17 protein-coding genes are annotated in these 17446 nt (G+C 65.0%); 4 read left to right on the forward strand and 13 right to left on the reverse strand.

Annotated elements, in window-relative coordinates; translation table 11 throughout:
- Nucleotides 1-575 precede the first annotated feature (575 nt).
- Together AB0M24_RS07545 and AB0M24_RS07550 are read left to right on the forward strand one after the other, a co-directional pair.
- Entirely contained in the window at nucleotides 576-1376 is an 801-nt protein-coding gene (locus AB0M24_RS07545) for a hypothetical protein (RefSeq protein WP_363762227.1), read from the forward strand.
- 320 nt (nucleotides 1377-1696) lie between these two features.
- Nucleotides 1697-1957, forward strand: a complete 261-nt coding sequence (locus AB0M24_RS07550) for a DUF4333 domain-containing protein (protein ID WP_363762229.1) — start codon at nucleotides 1697-1699, stop codon at nucleotides 1955-1957.
- Nucleotides 1958-2163: 206 nt separating this feature from the next.
- Here AB0M24_RS07550 and AB0M24_RS07555 read toward each other — a convergent pair whose 3' ends face one another.
- The 9 genes from AB0M24_RS07555 to AB0M24_RS07595 form a co-directional block, all read right to left on the reverse strand.
- On the reverse strand, nucleotides 2164-3906 hold the full coding sequence (locus tag AB0M24_RS07555) for a ThiF family adenylyltransferase (protein WP_363762231.1): 1743 nt from the start codon (nucleotides 3904-3906) through the stop codon (nucleotides 2164-2166).
- 9 nt (nucleotides 3907-3915) lie between these two features.
- Entirely contained in the window at nucleotides 3916-5076 is a 1161-nt protein-coding gene (locus tag AB0M24_RS07560; protein WP_363762233.1) for a nucleotidyltransferase, read from the reverse strand.
- A gap of 61 nt (nucleotides 5077-5137) precedes the next feature.
- Nucleotides 5138-6370: an SAVED domain-containing protein gene (locus tag AB0M24_RS07565; RefSeq protein WP_363762235.1), complete on the reverse strand. Its 1233-nt coding sequence runs from the start codon at nucleotides 6368-6370 to the stop codon at nucleotides 5138-5140.
- 105 nt (nucleotides 6371-6475) lie between these two features.
- Nucleotides 6476-7468 (reverse strand): ImmA/IrrE family metallo-endopeptidase, encoded by a 993-nt coding sequence (locus AB0M24_RS07570; protein WP_363762237.1) that lies wholly within the window; start codon nucleotides 7466-7468, stop codon nucleotides 6476-6478.
- 44 nt (nucleotides 7469-7512) lie between these two features.
- Entirely contained in the window at nucleotides 7513-8448 is a 936-nt protein-coding gene (locus tag AB0M24_RS07575; protein ID WP_363762239.1) for a hypothetical protein, read from the reverse strand.
- A gap of 90 nt (nucleotides 8449-8538) precedes the next feature.
- The gene (locus AB0M24_RS07580) at nucleotides 8539-9525 is read right to left on the reverse strand and encodes a hypothetical protein (protein ID WP_363762241.1); all 987 of its coding nucleotides are present in this window, start codon (nucleotides 9523-9525) and stop codon (nucleotides 8539-8541) included.
- Entirely contained in the window at nucleotides 9455-9976 is a 522-nt protein-coding gene (locus tag AB0M24_RS07585; RefSeq protein ID WP_363762243.1) for a DUF6119 family protein, read from the reverse strand. The genes AB0M24_RS07580 and AB0M24_RS07585 overlap by 71 nt, the downstream gene beginning before the upstream one ends.
- Nucleotides 9977-11054: 1078 nt before the next feature.
- Nucleotides 11055-12521, reverse strand: coding sequence for an aldehyde dehydrogenase (locus AB0M24_RS07590; protein ID WP_363762245.1), 1467 nt, complete (start codon nucleotides 12519-12521; stop codon nucleotides 11055-11057).
- Between the two features lie 56 nt (nucleotides 12522-12577).
- Nucleotides 12578-12742: a hypothetical protein gene (locus AB0M24_RS07595; protein WP_363762247.1), complete on the reverse strand. Its 165-nt coding sequence runs from the start codon at nucleotides 12740-12742 to the stop codon at nucleotides 12578-12580.
- Nucleotides 12743-12941: 199 nt separating this feature from the next.
- Here AB0M24_RS07595 and AB0M24_RS07600 point away from each other — a divergent pair, with 199 nt between their 5' ends.
- The gene (locus AB0M24_RS07600) at nucleotides 12942-13478 is read left to right on the forward strand and encodes a DoxX family membrane protein (RefSeq protein ID WP_363762249.1); all 537 of its coding nucleotides are present in this window, start codon (nucleotides 12942-12944) and stop codon (nucleotides 13476-13478) included.
- Nucleotides 13479-13512: 34 nt separating this feature from the next.
- Here the strand turns inward: AB0M24_RS07600 and AB0M24_RS07605 are convergent, their stop codons facing one another.
- Nucleotides 13513-14262, reverse strand: a complete 750-nt coding sequence (locus AB0M24_RS07605; RefSeq protein ID WP_363762251.1) for an IclR family transcriptional regulator — start codon at nucleotides 14260-14262, stop codon at nucleotides 13513-13515.
- Between the two features lie 202 nt (nucleotides 14263-14464).
- On the opposite strand from AB0M24_RS07605, the gene AB0M24_RS07610 reads away from it, so the two are divergent.
- Entirely contained in the window at nucleotides 14465-15088 is a 624-nt protein-coding gene (locus AB0M24_RS07610; RefSeq protein ID WP_363762253.1) for a nuclear transport factor 2 family protein, read from the forward strand.
- A gap of 152 nt (nucleotides 15089-15240) precedes the next feature.
- Here AB0M24_RS07610 and AB0M24_RS07615 read toward each other — a convergent pair whose 3' ends face one another.
- Genes AB0M24_RS07615 through AB0M24_RS07625 form a run of 3 tightly spaced genes read right to left on the reverse strand, consistent with a single transcriptional unit; the run spans nucleotide 15241 to nucleotide 17265 of the window.
- Nucleotides 15241-16032 (reverse strand): IclR family transcriptional regulator, encoded by a 792-nt coding sequence (locus tag AB0M24_RS07615; protein WP_363762255.1) that lies wholly within the window; start codon nucleotides 16030-16032, stop codon nucleotides 15241-15243.
- 37 nt (nucleotides 16033-16069) lie between these two features.
- On the reverse strand, nucleotides 16070-16453 hold the full coding sequence (locus tag AB0M24_RS07620; protein WP_363762257.1) for a PPOX class F420-dependent oxidoreductase: 384 nt from the start codon (nucleotides 16451-16453) through the stop codon (nucleotides 16070-16072).
- Complete coding sequence (locus AB0M24_RS07625) at nucleotides 16450-17265, reverse strand: SDR family NAD(P)-dependent oxidoreductase (RefSeq protein WP_363762259.1); 816 nt, start codon at nucleotides 17263-17265, stop codon at nucleotides 16450-16452. The genes AB0M24_RS07620 and AB0M24_RS07625 overlap by 4 nt, the downstream gene beginning before the upstream one ends.
- Nucleotides 17266-17446 lie beyond the last annotated feature (181 nt).

Raw genomic sequence — 17446 nt, forward strand, 5'->3', positions numbered from 1 at the left:
TTTTACTACCGAGACCCCGCTGACGGGGTTTTCTCCGAACCGAGAAAACCCGAAAGCCCCCGACCTTCGCAGGTCAGAGGCTTTCGGGATATATGGGCGATACTGGGATCGAACCAGTGACCTCTTCGGTGTGAACGGATCCAGACGAGTGTCAGACGGTCAGGGCAGTCTCAGTATCTGTGTCCTGACCTGCGTGAATGATCTGATCGCGTCTCAGGGATCTTCTGGCATCTCGCTTGTGGCTGCCTGTCTCAGCTACCAGATTTACTACCGGTTTGGGGCGGGTGTCGGCCGCGTTGGCCGCGTTTATTGGTCTAGCTGCACTGTCGTAGGAGGTCGGGGCGCCTTTGTTGGTGCTCTGCGGGCCGTGCCGTGTGACCTTGGCTTGCGACGTCGGGGCGGGGCCATTGGTGGTCGTCTTGTGACTTGTGTGCTACATAGGTCACGTTGGGGTGCCTGCGTGCTGAATTTCTGCGCGGTGCGACGTTGGCTGTTTCAGCCGGATGTTGCTGTGGGTTTCCCAGGTGAAGGTGGGCGCTCAGCTTTCGAATCGGTCGGGTTCGGAGGTGAACTTGATGGCTGCGTCGGAACGCTCGTCAATTTCTGAGTCGGACATGGTTGTGCGAGCCGTGACCGTCATTATGGTGACAGTTGTGGGGCTGACTTTCTTGTTCGGGTTTGGCAATGTGTTCAGCCTCGGCCTCCGCTTGGGTGTGCCCATTTGGGTGGCTCCGCTCGTGGCGCCTGCGGTGGATCTGTCCATCCTCGGCCTGCTGTTGGGCATTAGGCATCTCGCTTTGACCGGTGCGCCTGCGGCGGTGCTGCGTCCGGCACGGCGGCTGCTGATGTTCGCCAGCGCGGTCACTCTCGCGTTGAACACGGCGGACCCTGTGGTTGCCGGCGAGTATGGCAAGGCGGCTTTCGACGCTGTCGGCCCGTTGCTCTTGATCGGCTGGGCTGAGGTGGGGCCTGGCTACCTGCAGGCGATCAGTGCGAGCGCTACGACGCGACGTGCCGCAGCTGCGGACGTTGAGCAGAACGGTCTGGATCGCGCAGAGCCGGAGTCGGCACCGACTCGATCAGAGTGCGAGCAAGGGGCGCCGGACCCATCCGCGGTTGAGCAGCAACCGGTTCCTCAGGGCGTCCTTGGCGTAGTTGTCGGCCATCAGACGGTCACGGGTGTGCTTCATCGAGGAAGCCAGGGCGACCTGGAACGTGCGCGTCGTGCCGACGCACGCCACTGGGCGGTCCACAAGCGACCTATCTCGTCGGAATCTCTTCGCAAGGAGTTGGAGATCGGCGCCGAGCTTGCTCGTGAACTGGTCGTCGTGCTGCGGAGTGAGGTTGCGGCCGAGGTGTACTCGAAGGTCGTCTGAGGTTCGCAGCCATCTGCGCGTGGCCGAAGTTCCTCGTCTCCTTGGTCGCGAGGCATCGGTTGGGTCGGAGTCGTCCGGCTGCGACAGGAGGGGCCCGTGAGTTTGCGCTTGCGGGCCCCTTCGCGTGCAGCCGCTCTGAGGATGGGCTTGGGACGGACTGCGGCAGGGGGCGTAACAGGTCGGCCGGTAGCCCCGATCTCGTCCGCATGCGCTCTGGTGTGGTGGTCGCCGGGATGGCGATTGTTCTTGGTGCAGCCTGCGCGGGGTGCACCTCCACGGCAGCCGGAACGCCTATGCCCGCGCCGGCTCCTGTCACAGTCGTGTCCACGGTGACGGTGCAACCGCCCATGCCCACGCGAAGGAAGGTGTTCAAAGCGGACGCTGTCGAACGTGGCGTGGTGCCGATCCTGAAGGATGAGTACAAGATCTTCGATGTCGGTGAGGCCACGTGCCCTGAGGACCAGCTGGTTGCGCCGGGCAACTCCTTCATCTGCATCGTTGAGGTTGGAGGCGTGGACAAGTCTGTGAAGATCACGGCGAAGTCCGACGATGGCGAGTACAAGGTCGGCCAGCCGCGCTGATCGGCTGCGCTGGATGCTCGCGTCGTCGCGCCGTTGACGGCAGGAGTGAGGTTGGACGTCAGCGAGCGGTCCGAACGAGTTCCCGGCCTGGTGACCTCAGCCGCACGTACGGTCGCTTTGGATGGCTGACCGCCTTACGGAGGCGCGGGAGGTTGCGGTCCTCCGAGCGCGTAGACCAGTTCGGTTTCCGGAGTCTGAACTGCTGTTCACGAGTCGAGGTACACGTGGCTTGGGGCTGCTCCTTCAGTGTGCGGAAGCCTGGTGAGGTGTGTGCCGGAATCCGTGGTCCCGATGTGGCGAGCGAGCAGGTTCAGCATCGTTGCCGCCGTGGCCGCCAGATCACTGGCCGATCCATGAAACGTCGGTACCGAGCACCCTCGGGTGGGGACGACTTCCTCGCCAGGAGCTGGATCTCGCCAGAAGGTTGTGTACTCCTCCAGATTGCTCTGTTGGGCAACTCGCGAGCCGGCCAGGTCGTCGAGATTGGTGATCGTTTGAGGGGAGCCAGGCGCACGAACGATCATGAGCCCTCGAGTAGCTGTGGAGTTGTCCGTCGCGACTTGACAGATGAGTGGCTGGTTAGCGCTGGCCACCGACTTCACGATGCTGTCGAGATAGCCGGCCACAGTGTTGGACACCGTTGCGTCGATCAGCACGTCGCAGTCGGGGTAAGCGAGGTCCATGCCGTGGGGGACGAGGTTGTCGTACGCGGTGGCGACAAGGTCGTCGGAGATGAGAGACAAGCGGCTGGCCAACTTCTTCGCCTTGTTGGCACCGACGTCGTTCTCGACGTAGTTCTGGCGAACGAGCAGGCCACCAGCGATCTTTCCGCTGTCGCGCAGGGTTATCTTGTTCGCGCCGGTGCGTGCTACGAACTCCGCGATCCAGCTGCCGAGACCGCCACAACCCCAGATCTCGACGCTTAGACCCTGGAACGCGGCCGTGGGACGCGTCGAGTCTCTGCGGGTGACCACCTCCGGTCGTTCATCGGAGATCATGCACCACTCCATCTGGTCGTCGGCGGACATTCGGGTGATCAAATCGCTGGTGAGCGGGCCATGTTTCCTCACCTCGCTTCTCAGTTGGTCTGCCAACTGGGCGGGCAAACGCCCCGAGATGAGGTGGTAGCGGTCCTCGAGGCGCCGTCCCTGAGGAGCGGCGATGATCAGGTACTGCGGCGTCCCGGACTTGTTTCTTGTTGAAGCCTGGGCCAAGGCCGCGGCTACAGCCTCAGCATCGACGTGCGCTGTGCTGGCGATCGCGTCGAGGACTTCGATCACGGTGTGCCCGGCCCCGTAGACGAGATGCTTGTCCAGGACGACGACCAAGGCCACGTGGCCGGTGCTCGGGACGAGCCGCCAGTCGACAAGATCTAGTCGGTCCGGTGTACGCACCGACAGGGCTGCGTGGAGCATTCTCCGGGTACCGGGCGTGAAGCGTGGCCGGGCCACGATCATGGGCGTGCCTGGCGTCTCGTGCAGAACGCCACCGACAGGGTGATACATGGCGTTGGTGGCGTCGAACGCGCCGCTGGTCGCGTCGTCGAACCAGGTCCACAGCCGGTTGAGGAAACCACGCACGCCCAGCAGGGGGTCCCACTCGCGAGAAGGGTCGAGGTAGACACAAAGCCTTCGGCCCTGCAGCACATGCGCGTGTCCAGCGAACCGGTCGTGCGACACCCAGATGTCAGGCGGGACAAGGGGAAAGTCGCGGCCGAGGCGCATGGTCAAGTCTTCGTGGTTGCGAGACACCGGCAACCCGCCGACCTGCGACTTCAACTCGCTGGTGGTCAAGCGAAACCTTACCCACAACGAGCCGTCCCGGGCGGGCGGGTGGGTCTCCACGATCTGCAGCAGAGACGGATGTTCTGCGACTACCTGGCGCAGCTCTCGTAGGCCAGCGTGTAGCGCTGCGGTGATCTTGATCTTGCTTCCATTGCGGCGGCTCATAGCGCGTGGTCACCCAGCGCGTCCGGAACGCGTGCGTACCACGGGAACCGCGCCGAACTTGCCTGTGGCGCCGCTTGAGGCGGCCGCGGTCACTGCGGCTACTCGACGAGCGCCGGTGGCCATCGGGTTCTTGACCTCAAGGCCCATGCGAGTTGCGGACTTCAGCAAGAGGTCTTCGCCGAAAGCGACTCCAAGACTTCCGATGACGCTCGCGGTGTCGCGTCGGGACGATTGGGCGGCTTCGAGAAGCGTGTTGCGCAGGCTACCCAGCCAGGCGTGGAACTTCTCGCGGCGTTCGTTGGGCTCGTTCCACTTGTCGGCGAAGTTCTCCCGCTCGTGCGCCGGGTTGGGAACCCACCACGTGCCGTGACGGTTCTGAATGTGCTCAGGCATGCCGTTGACCGCGTTGAAGGCCGCCGTGAAGAGGTCGCGCTCACCCTGGTAAGCCCACGCGGCCAACGTGGTGATCAGAACCGAAGGCGGACGATCGCCGATGTCCTTGGCGAAATAGAGGTAGCAGTGCCACTTGAGCACCTGCACCACCCGTTGCAGCGTGGACCTGGCCGTCCACATGGGAACGATGTCGACGCCTGCGGCGCGAGCCTTGAACTCCAGCGTCCGTCGTAGCTCCTCCGAACGCCCCTGGAACCAGACGGAGTACCCCTTCGGGTTGCTGTATTGCCAGAGGTGGTTCTGTGTGTCGGTCAATCTGATGCGCGGCGGTGGTCGTTCGCCGTCCGGAATTGCCGGGAGGACGTCGAGGTGGAAGCCCAGATCGGGGTACGTCAACGTCCAGGCACGCCTGCCTTCGACGCACAGTGCCGGGCCGTCGCCGTTTCCCTCCAAGATCTTGAAGGCGTCGTAGGCCTGGAGGAGTTCACCGACCTCGGTCTTCAGCTCCTCCTTGGTCATGTCGTCCTTGGAGGAGTCCTTGTGACACACCAGGTCGATGTCGTACTCGGTGTTCGACGTGGGTGGCTTGATCACCGTGCCGATCCGGAAGGAGCCCTGCGGATACACCGTCCATTCGGGACCACCGTTGAGAACGAGGAAGTTGCCGACGTCCTCATAGCGTTCGACAGCGACGGAGTAGAGATCCGGCGGGATGTCGAGGATGTCCGCGGCGCCGGTGAAGAGGGTGGAGATCGTCTCCTCGACGGGAGGCGGCATGGCTTGTGCTCCGTTCAGGCAAAGGGGAGGAAGAGATGGGAAGTTGAGGAAGAGCAGAGATTCATTCGGGAGTGCGGTCGTCGGCTGATCGAGTGGTGATCGCGTACCGGTAGGTGCCGTCCCGGAGTCGGTCGTAGATCCGAAGCGGAGGGTGTGCCGCGTGCATGACGTGTCGTCCGATCGACACGGCTGCGGTCGCGGGCACAGCTGGGAAGATCGCGATATCTGATGCGCCGGGATGATCTGCCTCGATGGTGGAGAGAAGGTGGCGCCAGCATTGGGAAAAGTCGTCGAGGCAGCGCTGGGTCTTGATCAGTTCTACGACGGGGAGTCCAGCAGGCCGGAGCTCGTACACCGTGTACGTCTCGTCGAACTCTGCGGGCAGGCGGTCGAAGTCAATCGACCCTGACACGGAGAACACGACGGCGACCTTCGAGGTGATGGTGCCAGTGCGTTTGGCGGTGTAGACGAAGTCCGTTGTTTCCGCCGTGTCGTCCCAGCCCCAGGACTCCACGCCGTCGCGGCGCTTTGGATAGAGCTCGGTCTTCACCGTCTCGTCGAGCATTGTGCCCAGCAGCACCAGGATCGGGATCCGCGCGACTGCGAACACGGACACACTGTCCACGGCCTCGCGGTGTACGTGGTTGCGCAGGGAAGCGAGCTGATGCATCAACTGTGCTCGAGCCATGGTCCAGAATTCGGCGGTGCTCTCCACTTCGCCAGGTAGCCGGCGGAGGTCCACCTCGAACTCGTCCGCACCGTTGAGCAACGTCCAGTCCGGGAACTTGTCTCTGGCCAGTAGGGCTTTGTTGATGCTCTTCCGGCTCACCTCGACCGCTTTGCCGTGCAAGGTGCTGACGACCCGCAGCACCGTTGTGCGGTTGCTTTCGCGGAGCGCCGTCAGGGCCTTGATCTGGTGCTCGTGTACGCGCTTGAGTCTGCGCAACGTCTCAGCGTCGTAGGTGTCCCAAAGACCAGGGGAGTCCACGACGTGGTGCTGGTCGTGGCAGAGCAGCATCAGGTTCTCGGGAGTGTTCCGCTGGTCTGGCGGCAGGTTGGCATCACCACGTGGCGAACCCGCTGCGGTGGACCAGCCGACGATGTGCGCCAACTGGCCAACGGGCACGTCCTGCCCGGTGTGTTCCTCGTCTGCGAGATACCGGTTGCAGATCGTGCAGCGGCCGCCCGCGGTCACCCAGACGTGTCGCGCCACGCGCTCCGGAATCGTCCGGGACTGTCCGCCGGGCCCAACCGCGCGCGTCGCGGATGCCTTGCGGCCGGTTGGCTTGGACACGGTGGCAACACCTCCTTGGCGAAACCCGCCTGATCGGCTTCACCAAGGTTTGACGTCACATCTCGGGATCTGTCCGGACAGCGGGTCTGCCGCGGCTTGCGGGTACTACTCGCAGTCGCGACACACAACGCTGGCCCCGTCGAACCTGGAGGGGTGCAGCGAGAGGAAGCACTTCGTGCACGTCCGGTTCTTGTTGGCCTTTGCGACGGTGCACCCACAGTGGTCGCTCTCGCACTTGGGTTGTTTGCACGTGGAGCACGGCGGCTCGAAGCTGGTGAAGGTCTCTTCGCAGGTCTCGCAGGTCCACCAGGTTCCTGGGCGGAATCGGGACGTGTCGGGCCGTGGTGGTGCGAACTCCCGCCAGCCGACGTTGTCCGACGTGACGATCGCGACCAGGTACTCGTCGTCGAACCAGGCGGCCTGACCGTACAGCGAGTCGCTGTGACTACCGGTTCGATACCGGACGTAGGTCTCATCCCGCGTGACGACGCCTGAGCGCCGGTTCAGCGCAGCTTCGACCAAAGGGGTTCCTGACTGGTCGGAGCCTCGGGCGGGCGGGAAGAAACTGCGTGGAGCCGCGAACAGTACAGCTCCGACGTTGTCGAGGAGTACGACCGCTCCAGCGCCGCGGAGGTGTCTGGCGGCCCACACGCAGCAAGCCTCCCGCGAGGCCGACGAGTTCTCGGCGAAGAGGGTGACGATGTCCTGTGCGACCGGGCCGCGAGGTCCGATCGTCGGCCGAAGCTTCTCGTCCGGCAGGAGCACGTGTGCGGCGAAGGCGTCGCACGCCTCCTCCTGGTACAGCTCGGGCTCGCTGTAGTTGAAGGTGGCCGCGCCGAGATCAAGATCCGTCTGCTGCAGATGGTGGCCAAGTTCGTGCAGCGCTGTGAAGCCACGGCGTCGCACGGACGCTGCCTTCGCGACGACGAGCGTTGGTGGGTTCGGCTCGTAGCTGCCAGCCACGGAGCAGCGGTCCTTGCCTGATTCCTCGGCGACCATGACCAGTGCGATGTCGGACCAGGAGTCCAGTTCGCCGAGCGGATCGAGCCTCAATCGGTCCAGCGCGCCAGGACGGGCACGCTCGACAAGCGCGGCCATGGCTTGAACCTGATCGGCCAGTTCGGCCGCGTAACGGCCGCGCGTCACCCGTTCGACTTCCTTTCTTGTTCCTCGCGCTGGAAGTACTGCGCCAAGCGCGCCCGCCAGTCAACTGGTCCCGAACCGGTCTCGCGCGCCGCTCGCACGAAGTACTCGTAGCCGCCCTCCAGCCGAGCGGTCGCTTCGTCGACACCACGTTGTTCGGCGCGGCGCCGCCACACCCGGCGCCAGCGAGGGTGGTCGACTTCCGCGGCGAAGCCTCGAGGCATCGCGACCACCGCCGCTTCGACGTCCCTACGATCAATCCCCGTCACCTTGGCGACCACATCGGCTGCCTGCGGACTGAGCGGCTTCTTGCCGTGGAGCAACGCCATGACATCCGGCTGTGAGTACCCGATCGGAAGCAAGGCCGTGACCAGGCTGCGCAGGTCCAAACCGGGGCCGAGCAACGACTGCAGCGGGGTGCCCTTCTCTCCTGCCACCTCGATGGGGAGCGTAGGCACGGCGCGCAGCTCGGCGAGATCGTCCGTCAATTCGGCCCAGATGACTTCATCGGACCAGGACCCCGGCTGAGTCGGTGAATCGGCAGGTCTGCGGCGGATCTCGTCAACGACTTCGTCAGGCCACGAGTCCACCACCTGGTCGAGGATTCGCAGCGGAAAACGCTCCGACAGGCTGGACCATGCCATCGCGTCGAGCCCGAACGCAGTGAAACTCCCGTTGATCACGATCCCGCGGTCGGGTGCGGCTGGCAGGTCCAGCGTGACCGGAACGCCGTCGATCGTGAGATCTTGCACCTCCGTGACAAGTAGGAGGGCGCTGATCTCATTCCAGCACGCGCGCCACACCTGCCCAACGCGCACTTCGACGTCGTCGGGTGCACCGAATCGTGCGGCGAGTCCTTCCTGCGAGAGCGCTTCAGGGACACGTACCTGCTCGGCGAACTGAAGTAGGCGCTGTGGTGCGGTCGGCTCACTCATAGTGTCCTCCCCGTCGAATCGACCTGGTGGGTCGCCATGAGAGTCTGACGTCGCTTCTCGCCAGCTGTCCGGACAATCGCGCGGCAACCATCACTGCTCAGCCACCCCTCCGCACAACCGGATCAGCTCCAGCACCACGAGTTTGGCGTCATCGCCGTCTCCCGCAAGCTCGACGATCTTCTTTTTGAGGTTCGCGACGTGCTGGTAGGCCTGTGTGCGTCCCACGTTGAGGTAGTACTGGGCCGCCGATGAATTCTCCAGATGGGGCAGAAGGGCTCGCTCAGCGGGCGACAAAGCTCCACTGATCGCCGCAGCCTTTGTCGCCGCGTCGAGCTCGGCGTCAGCCGTGATCACGTAATCCTCGACGGTCGGCCTGTCGTCTGCCAAAGTCGAGTCGGATGTCATCTCCAACGGGACGACTACAGGGTCGAGAACAGCACCGAATCGGCGCCGGAGCACGTCGACGAGCTGTCCGATCTCCAGACTGCCATCAGCGGTCTCGAGAACCGCGCGTAGTACGGCTGTCATGGACGGTCGGTCAGTGACCGGAGGCCGGCGAGACTCGCTCGACCACTTCGGCACCTTGACCCCCGAGACAGTCCACGCTGCCGCGAGGAGGCTGCTGGGATCGTTCGACCGCGGCGCGCCCGTGGTTCCGCTGAGCCGCCATCTGCCCGCACCGGACTGTCCGGCGGGAACCTGCTCGAAGGCATCTTCCTCAGCCAAGGTCTTCTCGATCGATCGCCGGAGGCTACCCAAGTCGGTCTTCCGCGCCTGGTCGATCAGCCAGTTTCTGACCGATCGCCGAAGAAGCCGTGCGAACGATGCGTCGCTCCCCGCCTGGGCGGCGAGGGTGATCGTCACCGCCTTTAGGCGGTCGACAAAGAACTCTTGAACGACGTCCTCCAGGTCCGGGTTCGCGGCTGTGAGAACCGGGAACTTGCGGATCTCCTCTCGGACAAGGTCTCGAACGAGAGCCGTGCACTTCGTGCCGAAGTACCCCAGCTCATGAAGCTCGTCGAAGGCGGAGATGACGTACCCCCTTACTGGTGGCCAGAACGCGAACGTCGAGGACAACGGTCAGATCGGATGTTTGTGCGCGCGGCGTTACCGACGCCTCGGCTGCGGAGTAACAGTTGAGGCCTTCGAGGCTGGTTGCGCCTGCCAATCCCGTGACGAGTTCGCCCGCCGGCTCAAGTCCGAATCCGGAAAGCGAGTGCCCCCGTGGGAAAGAGGTCTGCTTGCTACGAGAGGTGGTGTCGAGAGAGTTGCTGTTCAGCGGGCGCAGCTTGACGGGGTCGAGCCGGCGGATCCCGAACGGCAGCCTGACGCCTTCGTCGAGCAGGTGCCGCGCGTCGGCCTTCCTACAGGCAGCCATCGCCCAGTTCTCGTCGATCTGGATGAGGATCACGGTGAACGGCGTTGTCGCAGACGACACGAACCCCAGATCGGTCACCTGCCGCGGGTGCGGTGCCCACGCTGTCTCATCGGCGATGCGCCCACCTGCGGGAGTAGCCGCGATCTTCACAGCGTTGTTGACCTCGATTTTGGCGTCGCTGAGGGTCCGGTCGGAAGAGCATTGCCTGCCAAGTGAAATAGTCCTTGCCTTGCAACGGCGAGCACAGCCGCAGGCATGCGGCCGCCGTGACGTTGAGTCCGATGTGCACGGACGCGGCCGTGCACGCAAATGCGACAGCCACTGCGCAAAGTGTTGTGCGCCAACGGTTGCCGTCTTCGGGTGAGGAGCAGAAGGCTGACGGCCATCGCGGTTCAAGCTGTTGGTGAGGACGTCGTGCCCAACGTCTTCGTGTGCGCAGAGCGTCACCAAACGCGACTGTGACGGGAGAAGGTCGATCGACCTCAGCGAGGCTGTGTGCAAGCGAACAGCTGAGCCGCCGATTCACTCGGCTGTGGCTCTAGTGGAACGCGGGCATCAGCCCTAAGCTCAACGCGCTTCCTCCAAGAGACATGCTGGTTGCTAGGCCAGGCGGACGGGGTGAAGCTTCACGCGGCCTCCTGTTCCAGCAGGAGGCCGCGCTTGTGCGTTCGAGCGGTCTTGGCGTCACCTGAACGTGATCAGAATGCCTCACGCGAACGAGTGATGTCTGCTTCGGTTCGAGGTGTTGCGCCCAGCGGTGGATTCCACCGGTTGGGTGGAGAGTGAGTCTCGTTGAGCTGATAGGCGAAACGCAAGCCGACACGGCGCGTTGGGCGAGTTCGGGCAGTAGCTAACGGCGTTCGGTTTTTCTGGATGGCGCTAGCGGGGTCGTGAGAGCGTGCTCATTGGCCAAAAAATGGTCACTATTCCCAGGTTCGGGGAATTCTTGCGTGACGTAGTTATTCGACTACAAGATCGGATCGCATGGATCAACCGGTCACCGGCACGCAGCTACCGCTCGCCGTGCCTTGACTTCGAGCATCACGCTCACTATGTCGGAACCGTCACGGGAAGTGCCGACGCGACCACCATGACCCGTTCGGCACCCCTCCGTCGCACCTCGTTCGCGAGATTTTTCGCCGCCGTGCCGGATCCGAACAGGACTCTCTGCCGGTGCGTCGTGTGGTCGAAACTCGTTGGCATCTCTGCTTCTCCGCTCTGGAGTCGGTCAGAACGGGAAGTGCTGGTGCCGGTCGGCGACGGTCACCCAGCGCGTGACCGTGAACGCCTCTACCGACCACCGTCCGCCGAATCGGCCGTAACCGCTCGACTTGACGCCGCCGAAGGGCACCTGGGCCTCGTCGTCCACGGTCTGGTTGCCGACGTGGACGATGCCGGTGTGCAGCCGCCTGGCCAGGGCCAGGCCGCGGCGGGTGTCGTCGGTGATGATTCCCGCGGAGAGGCCGTACTCGGTGTCGTTGGCGATGGCGACGGCCTCGTCATCGGTGTCCACGGGAATGACCGTGACGGCAGGACCGAAGATCTCCTCGCGGTAGATGCGCATCTCTGGAGTGACGTTGTCGAGCACGGTGGCGGTGTAGCTGGTCCCACGGGCCGGCGTGCCGCCGGTTCGGATTCGGGCGCCCGCCTCGACTGCCTCCGTGACCAGTCCGTCGACGTGGCGAGCACCGCGTTCGCTGACGAGCGGCCCGATCACGGTGGCGGGATCGGCGGGATCTCCGTGGGGCAGCGACTCCACCTTCGCCGCGAGCTTGGATGTGAACTTCTCGGCGATCGACCTGTGCACGAGCACTCGGTCGGTGGACATGCACACCTGGCCGGCGTTGTGGAACGCGCCGAACGTCGTCGCGTCGACCGCGTAGTCGACGTCAGCGTCGTCGAGCACGAGCAGGGAGTTCTTGCCTCCCAACTCCAGGAGCGCGGGCTTGAGGTGGTAGGTCGCCAGGCCGCCGATGATCCGGCCGACTTTCGTCGAGCCGGTGAAGTTGACGATCCGCACCCGCTCGTCGGAGATCAGCGTTTCGGCGATGTCACCCGCGTCCTCGGGTGCGTTGGTGATCACGTTGAGAACGCCGGGAGGCAGCCCCGCCTCGCGGAAGACGTCGGCTACGAACAGGCCGGCGCCGATCGGCGCGTCCTCGCTCGGCTTGAGGACGGCGGTGTTGCCCACTGCGAGAGGTACGGCGACAGAACGAATGCCGAGGATCAGCGGGGCGTTCCACGGGGAGAAGGCCGCGACCACCCCCATGGGCTCCCGCACCGCGTAAGACAGTCGGCCCGGCGTGTCGGTCGTCAGCACCTCGCCGAGCGGCTGCGTGATCGACGCGGCGGCCTCACGAAGCATGCCCGCCGCGAGCTTCGCGTTGAAGCGTGCCCACGGCGCGGCCCCGCCGACCTCGGCGGCCATGATGGCCACAGCTTCGTCCACACGGGACTCGAAGACATCGGCCGCTTTGAGGAAGATCGCACGGCGCGCCGAGGGTGAAGTGGCCGACCACGCAGGGAACGCCCGCTCGGCGGCGTCGACGGCGAGCGTCACGTCTTCGGGGTCGGCGGCCGCGACAGCGGCGTAGACCTCGCCCGTGAGGGGGTTGAGGTCCTCGGTCGTACGCCCGCCCGAGGCCGGGACGTCCTTGCCGTCGATGATCAGCTCGCGGATCGCGAACACTGCCATTGGGTTCTCCTCGGCTGGTGTGTGGTTGCGGCTCAGTTGGTGCACGGCAGGAACAGTCACGCTCCCGGCCGGCCGGGACGCGGTGGAGTCTCACGCGCGACCTGCGTGAGGAGGGTCGGTTCGCCGTTGCAGGCCACTACCGGGATGACCAGCCGCGAGGCCGCGCGCCGGTTGGGAGGTACTGCTGCGAACTCGGCGCCAACGGCGGTGGGGCTGCTCACGGTGACTCCTCATTCGAGGTCGTTTCTGTTGCACCGCAGCGTTCTCGCCCTCATCGGCAGGGTCAATCACTGGCTGCCACTCAGTGGCATTTCGATGTAGGCAGGAAAAGGGGGCCGACGTAGCGTCGAGGCGCGTTCGGGACAAACCGGCCAGTGTGGACGGTCCCGAGTACAAACCACATCCTGAGAGGACGACATCATGACCACGGTTTCTCGGCGCGAGACCAGCGTGGCTCACCCTGCGACGGATTCAGGTCAGGACTTCGGCCTGTTGCTGCTTCGGGTGGTCGTCGGCCTGACGATGGCCGCGCACGGCACGCAGTACCTGTTCGGCTGGTTCGGCGGCGGGGGACTGGCTGGTGCCTCGGCGTTCTTCGCCCGCAGCGGTTATCGGAGTTCGGACCTGATGGCCGTGGTGGCCGGTCTGTCCGAGACGCTGGGCGGCCTAGGGCTCGCGGTCGGCCTTTTGACGCCGCTCTCCGCCGCGGCGATCGTCGGCACGATGATCAACGCAATGGCCGTCAAGTGGTCTGGTGGGTTCTTCGCTCCGCGCGGTGTGGAGTACGAGGTGGTGATGGCAGCGGCTGCGGCAGCGGTCGCCATCGCTGGTCCCGGCCGGTTCGCGGTGGACGGCGCGGTACCGCTGCTGCGTTCGCACCACCTCGTGTACGGCGTCGCGGCTGTGGCCCTCGGCGTCGTGGTCGCAGCGATCACGCTCTTCCTCTTCCGCAGCTGAACCTCGCGTCGCCTCGGCGTGGCCCGAAGGCAAGTCACGCGTTGAAACGGGCGATGGTGCGCGCAGCCGTGCGGACGGCGGCCGCAAGAGTGTCCACACGCGTGGTGGAGCGGACGACGATGCCCACCGCGCCGAGCAGAGTGCCATCCGGAAGGACGATCGGCGCCGCGACTGATGCGGCGCCGATCGTCATTTCCTCGTGAGAGTAGGCGACGCCGCTCTGAGCAACCCGCTTGAGCTCCTCCACCAGCCGCGCGGGATGAACGATCGAATACGGTGTCAGCCGCGCCAGCCCGGCCGACACGGCATCCTCGGTCAGCTTGCGCGGAGAGTGCGCCAGAATGGACTTGCCGACAGCGGTGGTGTGCAACGGCAACAGGCCGCCCACCTCTGTCGCGGTCGGCGCCGACTGCGGCCCGAACACCTTCTCCACGCACAATGCCTCGTGCCCTTGCGGTACCACCAGTTGCACCGTCTCGTCGGTGGCTGAGTAGAGGTCCGACAGCAACGGCATGGCAGCCTCGCGCAGACCTCGCTGCTTCGGTGCCAGGATTCCGATGTGCCACAACCGCATTCCCACGCGGTAGTGGTTGTCGGCCGTCCGTTCCAGCGCGCCCCAGTCGACCAGTTGCGCTAGCAGGCGCCGTGCGGTGGACAGGGGGAGTTCGGCCTGTCGCGAGATCTCGGTCAGGGTCAGCTCGATCCGGAACACGTCGAAGCACTCCAGAATCGCCAGCACGCGCTCGACGACGCTGGCACCTGGAGTGCTGGTGTTACCGGCCATCATGACTCCTCGTGCTGGTGTTGTGCGGCTGGCGTGCATCGCCGAAGTCGACGCACGGCGCGTGCTTCACAGTATCCGCAACGGATTCGGCGGCTGCCACTGAGCAGCAGCCGTTGCTTGGGATGCAGGGAACGTTCTTCTAGCGTCAGTTCACGTCCCCGGACACCGCACGCCGGGAAACGACTGGAGGGTGTGGACCACCATGACCACGACTCGATCTGCACTGGCCGTACGCGACGACGTCCAGGAAATCCGCACCGTTGTGGAGAACTGGGCGCTTTGGCGTGATGCTGGTGACTGGGACCGGTTCACCACCGTGTGGCACACACACGGCCGAATGAGCGCCACGTGGTTCCAGGGCACCGCTGCAGAGTTCATCGAGGCTTCCGCCCGAGCGTGGGCCGCGGGTGTGCGCATCTTGCACTTCCTGGGCGGGACCACCGTCGAGGTCGCGGACGACCGCGCCATCGCGCAGACCAAGATGACCATCACCCAGCGCGCGCCGGTGCACGGCGTCCCGGCGGATGTCGTGTGCACGGGTCGTTTCTACGACTTCTTCGAGCGTGAAGACGGGCAGTGGCGGATCGTCCGCCGGCAGCCGATCTACGAGATCGACCGCCTTACGCCGGTCGACCCGGCGGCGCGCATCGACCTCGACCAGGACGTCCTCGCGCGCTTCCCGGAAGGGTACCGGCACTTGGCTTACGTCCAGCTGCACGCGGGCTTCCAGGTGAAGAACGGGCTTCCGGGGCTCACCGGAACGGCGCTGGAAGACCTCTACCAGGACGGCGCCGCATGGCTCGCCGGTGGCGTCGGCTCGTCTTAGCCGGACTGCCGGTCATCCGTCGGCTGCTATCCGTGCGGCCTCGGTGGGGGCATCCCCTGTCGGGCGTCGGCAGCGTGGCGTACCAGGGAATCATAGGTGCGGACACCCGTGCCTCAGGCCCGCTGGCGTCGTTGCGCGCCGAGCGAGTCCCGCTATACGGGATTGCGCTCCTGCAAAGTCGAGCGCAGGCGATTCATCTCCTCGACCAGCGTCCGCGCGACTACTTCGCGTTTCTGAGGTGGGAGACGGGATTCCGGGGCCCTCACGGTGTATGCAGCGAGGCCTTGCCGAAGCCAGGGGATCGGCGCGCCGATCGACACGGAACCCTCGACCGTTTCGCCGACGCTCACCGTGTAACCGCGCTTGCGACTGACCGCGAGATCCGCCAGGAAGGCCTCGGCGCCGCCGGTCGGCGCGGGTACGTCCGGCTCGGAGAGCAGCGCCCGCACCTCGGCGTCGGTGAAGCCGAGCAACAGCGCCTTGCCGGCGGCACCTCTGGTGAGCGGGAAGTCGGTGCCGATGCCCGCCTCGACCCTCGTGGGGTGGGGGCTGGGCATCTCCTGGGTGCAAGTGCACTTGTTGCCGAGTTGCCAGTAGATCGCGACGGTCTCGCCGGTCAGCGCGCGCAGTCTGATGAGGCTCGTCTGGGTCTGCGAGACCAGGGCGTCGCGGTGCAACATGACTCCGGCGAGGCGGAGGATTTCGGGACCAGGGCAGTAAGCGCGGGTCGCACGGTCGAACACGAGGAAGTTCTCCGCTTCCAGCGCGCGGAGCAACCGGTACGCGGTCGGGAGTGAGTACCCGAACAGTTCTGCCACGTCAGGTCCGGTGAGCGTGGGTCGTGTGGCGTTGAACGCGTGAAGGATCGACAGGGCGCGAAAAACGCTCTGCGTGCCGGTCACCGAAGGCTCGACGGGCGCCGTCACCTGCTCGTCCTTTTCCACGGTGTGATACTGCCAAATTCGGTCGTTGGAAGCGACTTCAGAACGTCACCTCGACGCCTACCCACGGCTCCTGCTTGCGACGGAGGAAGTACCACGCCTTGGCGAGCCGGGCGAGTGGCGTCTTGCGGGCCATGAGCTGGTAGGCCTTCTCGGTCTCCGCGCGGTCGAGGATCCTGCCGGTGCCCTCGATTCTCTGCGCACCGGCAGGAAGCCGGCCCGCAGAGTCGCACGGTGCGACGATCACGCGCGGGTTGTTGCTCAGACGCTTGAGCTTGTACGTGCCGGCGTAGCTGAGGATGTAGAGCTTGCCGTCGCTGACGACACCTCCCACCGGGGTCGCGATCGGTGTGCCGTCCTTGCGGAACGTCGTGAAGCTGACGTTGCTGCTCTTCGCGAGCTGATCCAACGCGGTCGTGGTCATCGGGTACCTGCCTTGACGTCGAAGGTGATGCCGGTGAGGCGCTCGGCCTGGTCCCAGACCCCGGCCGCGTGCGCTGAGTTCTTGCTGATGTGCGGTGCGGACAGAACGACCGGCTTGCCCGCGGTGCCGAATCTCGGGCCGTAGTGGAGGCCGCTCTCCGCGGCAGGATCCGCCGCGGCGCGCACAGCCGGCTGCGCGCCGAGGTCCTTACCTCGAATCGGCCACCGCAGCCGCATTCCTTCGACTGCGAGCCCAGGGTGTGCCGTGAGTGAGAGGACGTTCATCCCAGCGGCGCGGAGCCTGCGGTCCAGTTCGAACGCGAACAGCGACACCGCGTGTTTCGACTGGGTGTACGCCTTTTGTGCTGAGTAGCTCTGCTCGGATTGGAGATCTTCCGGGGAGAACGCGGCCATCCTGGTCATGATGCTGCCGATGGACACGACACGGCTGCCCGGCGTGCTTTTGAGCAAGGGCATTGTCAGTGCGGTGAGCGCGAAGTGGCCGAGATGGTTCGTACCCACGGCCAGTTCGAATCCCTGCCGTGTGGTCGCACGTTCTTTGCCGGCGTTGGTGCCCGCGTTGAGGATCAATCCGTCCAGCCGCTCCAGAGAGGACAACCGGGACGCCGCCTCCGCGACCGAGTCCAGGTCGGCGAGATCGAGCGGAATGCTCGCCTGGCGGGCGTCGCGTCCGAGCACCGCGACGTGCGCGCCCGCGTCGGCCAGTTGCGCTGCGATGTGCCGCCCGATCCCGGAAGTGCCACCCGTGACGGCGTAAGTCCGGCCTGTCAGGTCCGGTGGAATCCACATCATGAAACAAGTGAACTGGCCGCTAGGAGGCTTGTCAAAACCAAGTCACAATGTGATCGAGCCGGTTGTTCTCGATTACATAGTGCCTCTAGGGCCGCTGTTCGTTCAGCGTCTGATCAGATTTGGTGCTTACCCGACTTGTGGTTAACGTGAGGCTCATGACCGCCGCTTGAGAAAGACTTTC

The organism is Lentzea sp. NPDC051838 (assembly GCF_040681245.1).
In the GTDB taxonomy this organism is placed as follows: domain Bacteria; phylum Actinomycetota; class Actinomycetes; order Mycobacteriales; family Pseudonocardiaceae; genus Lentzea.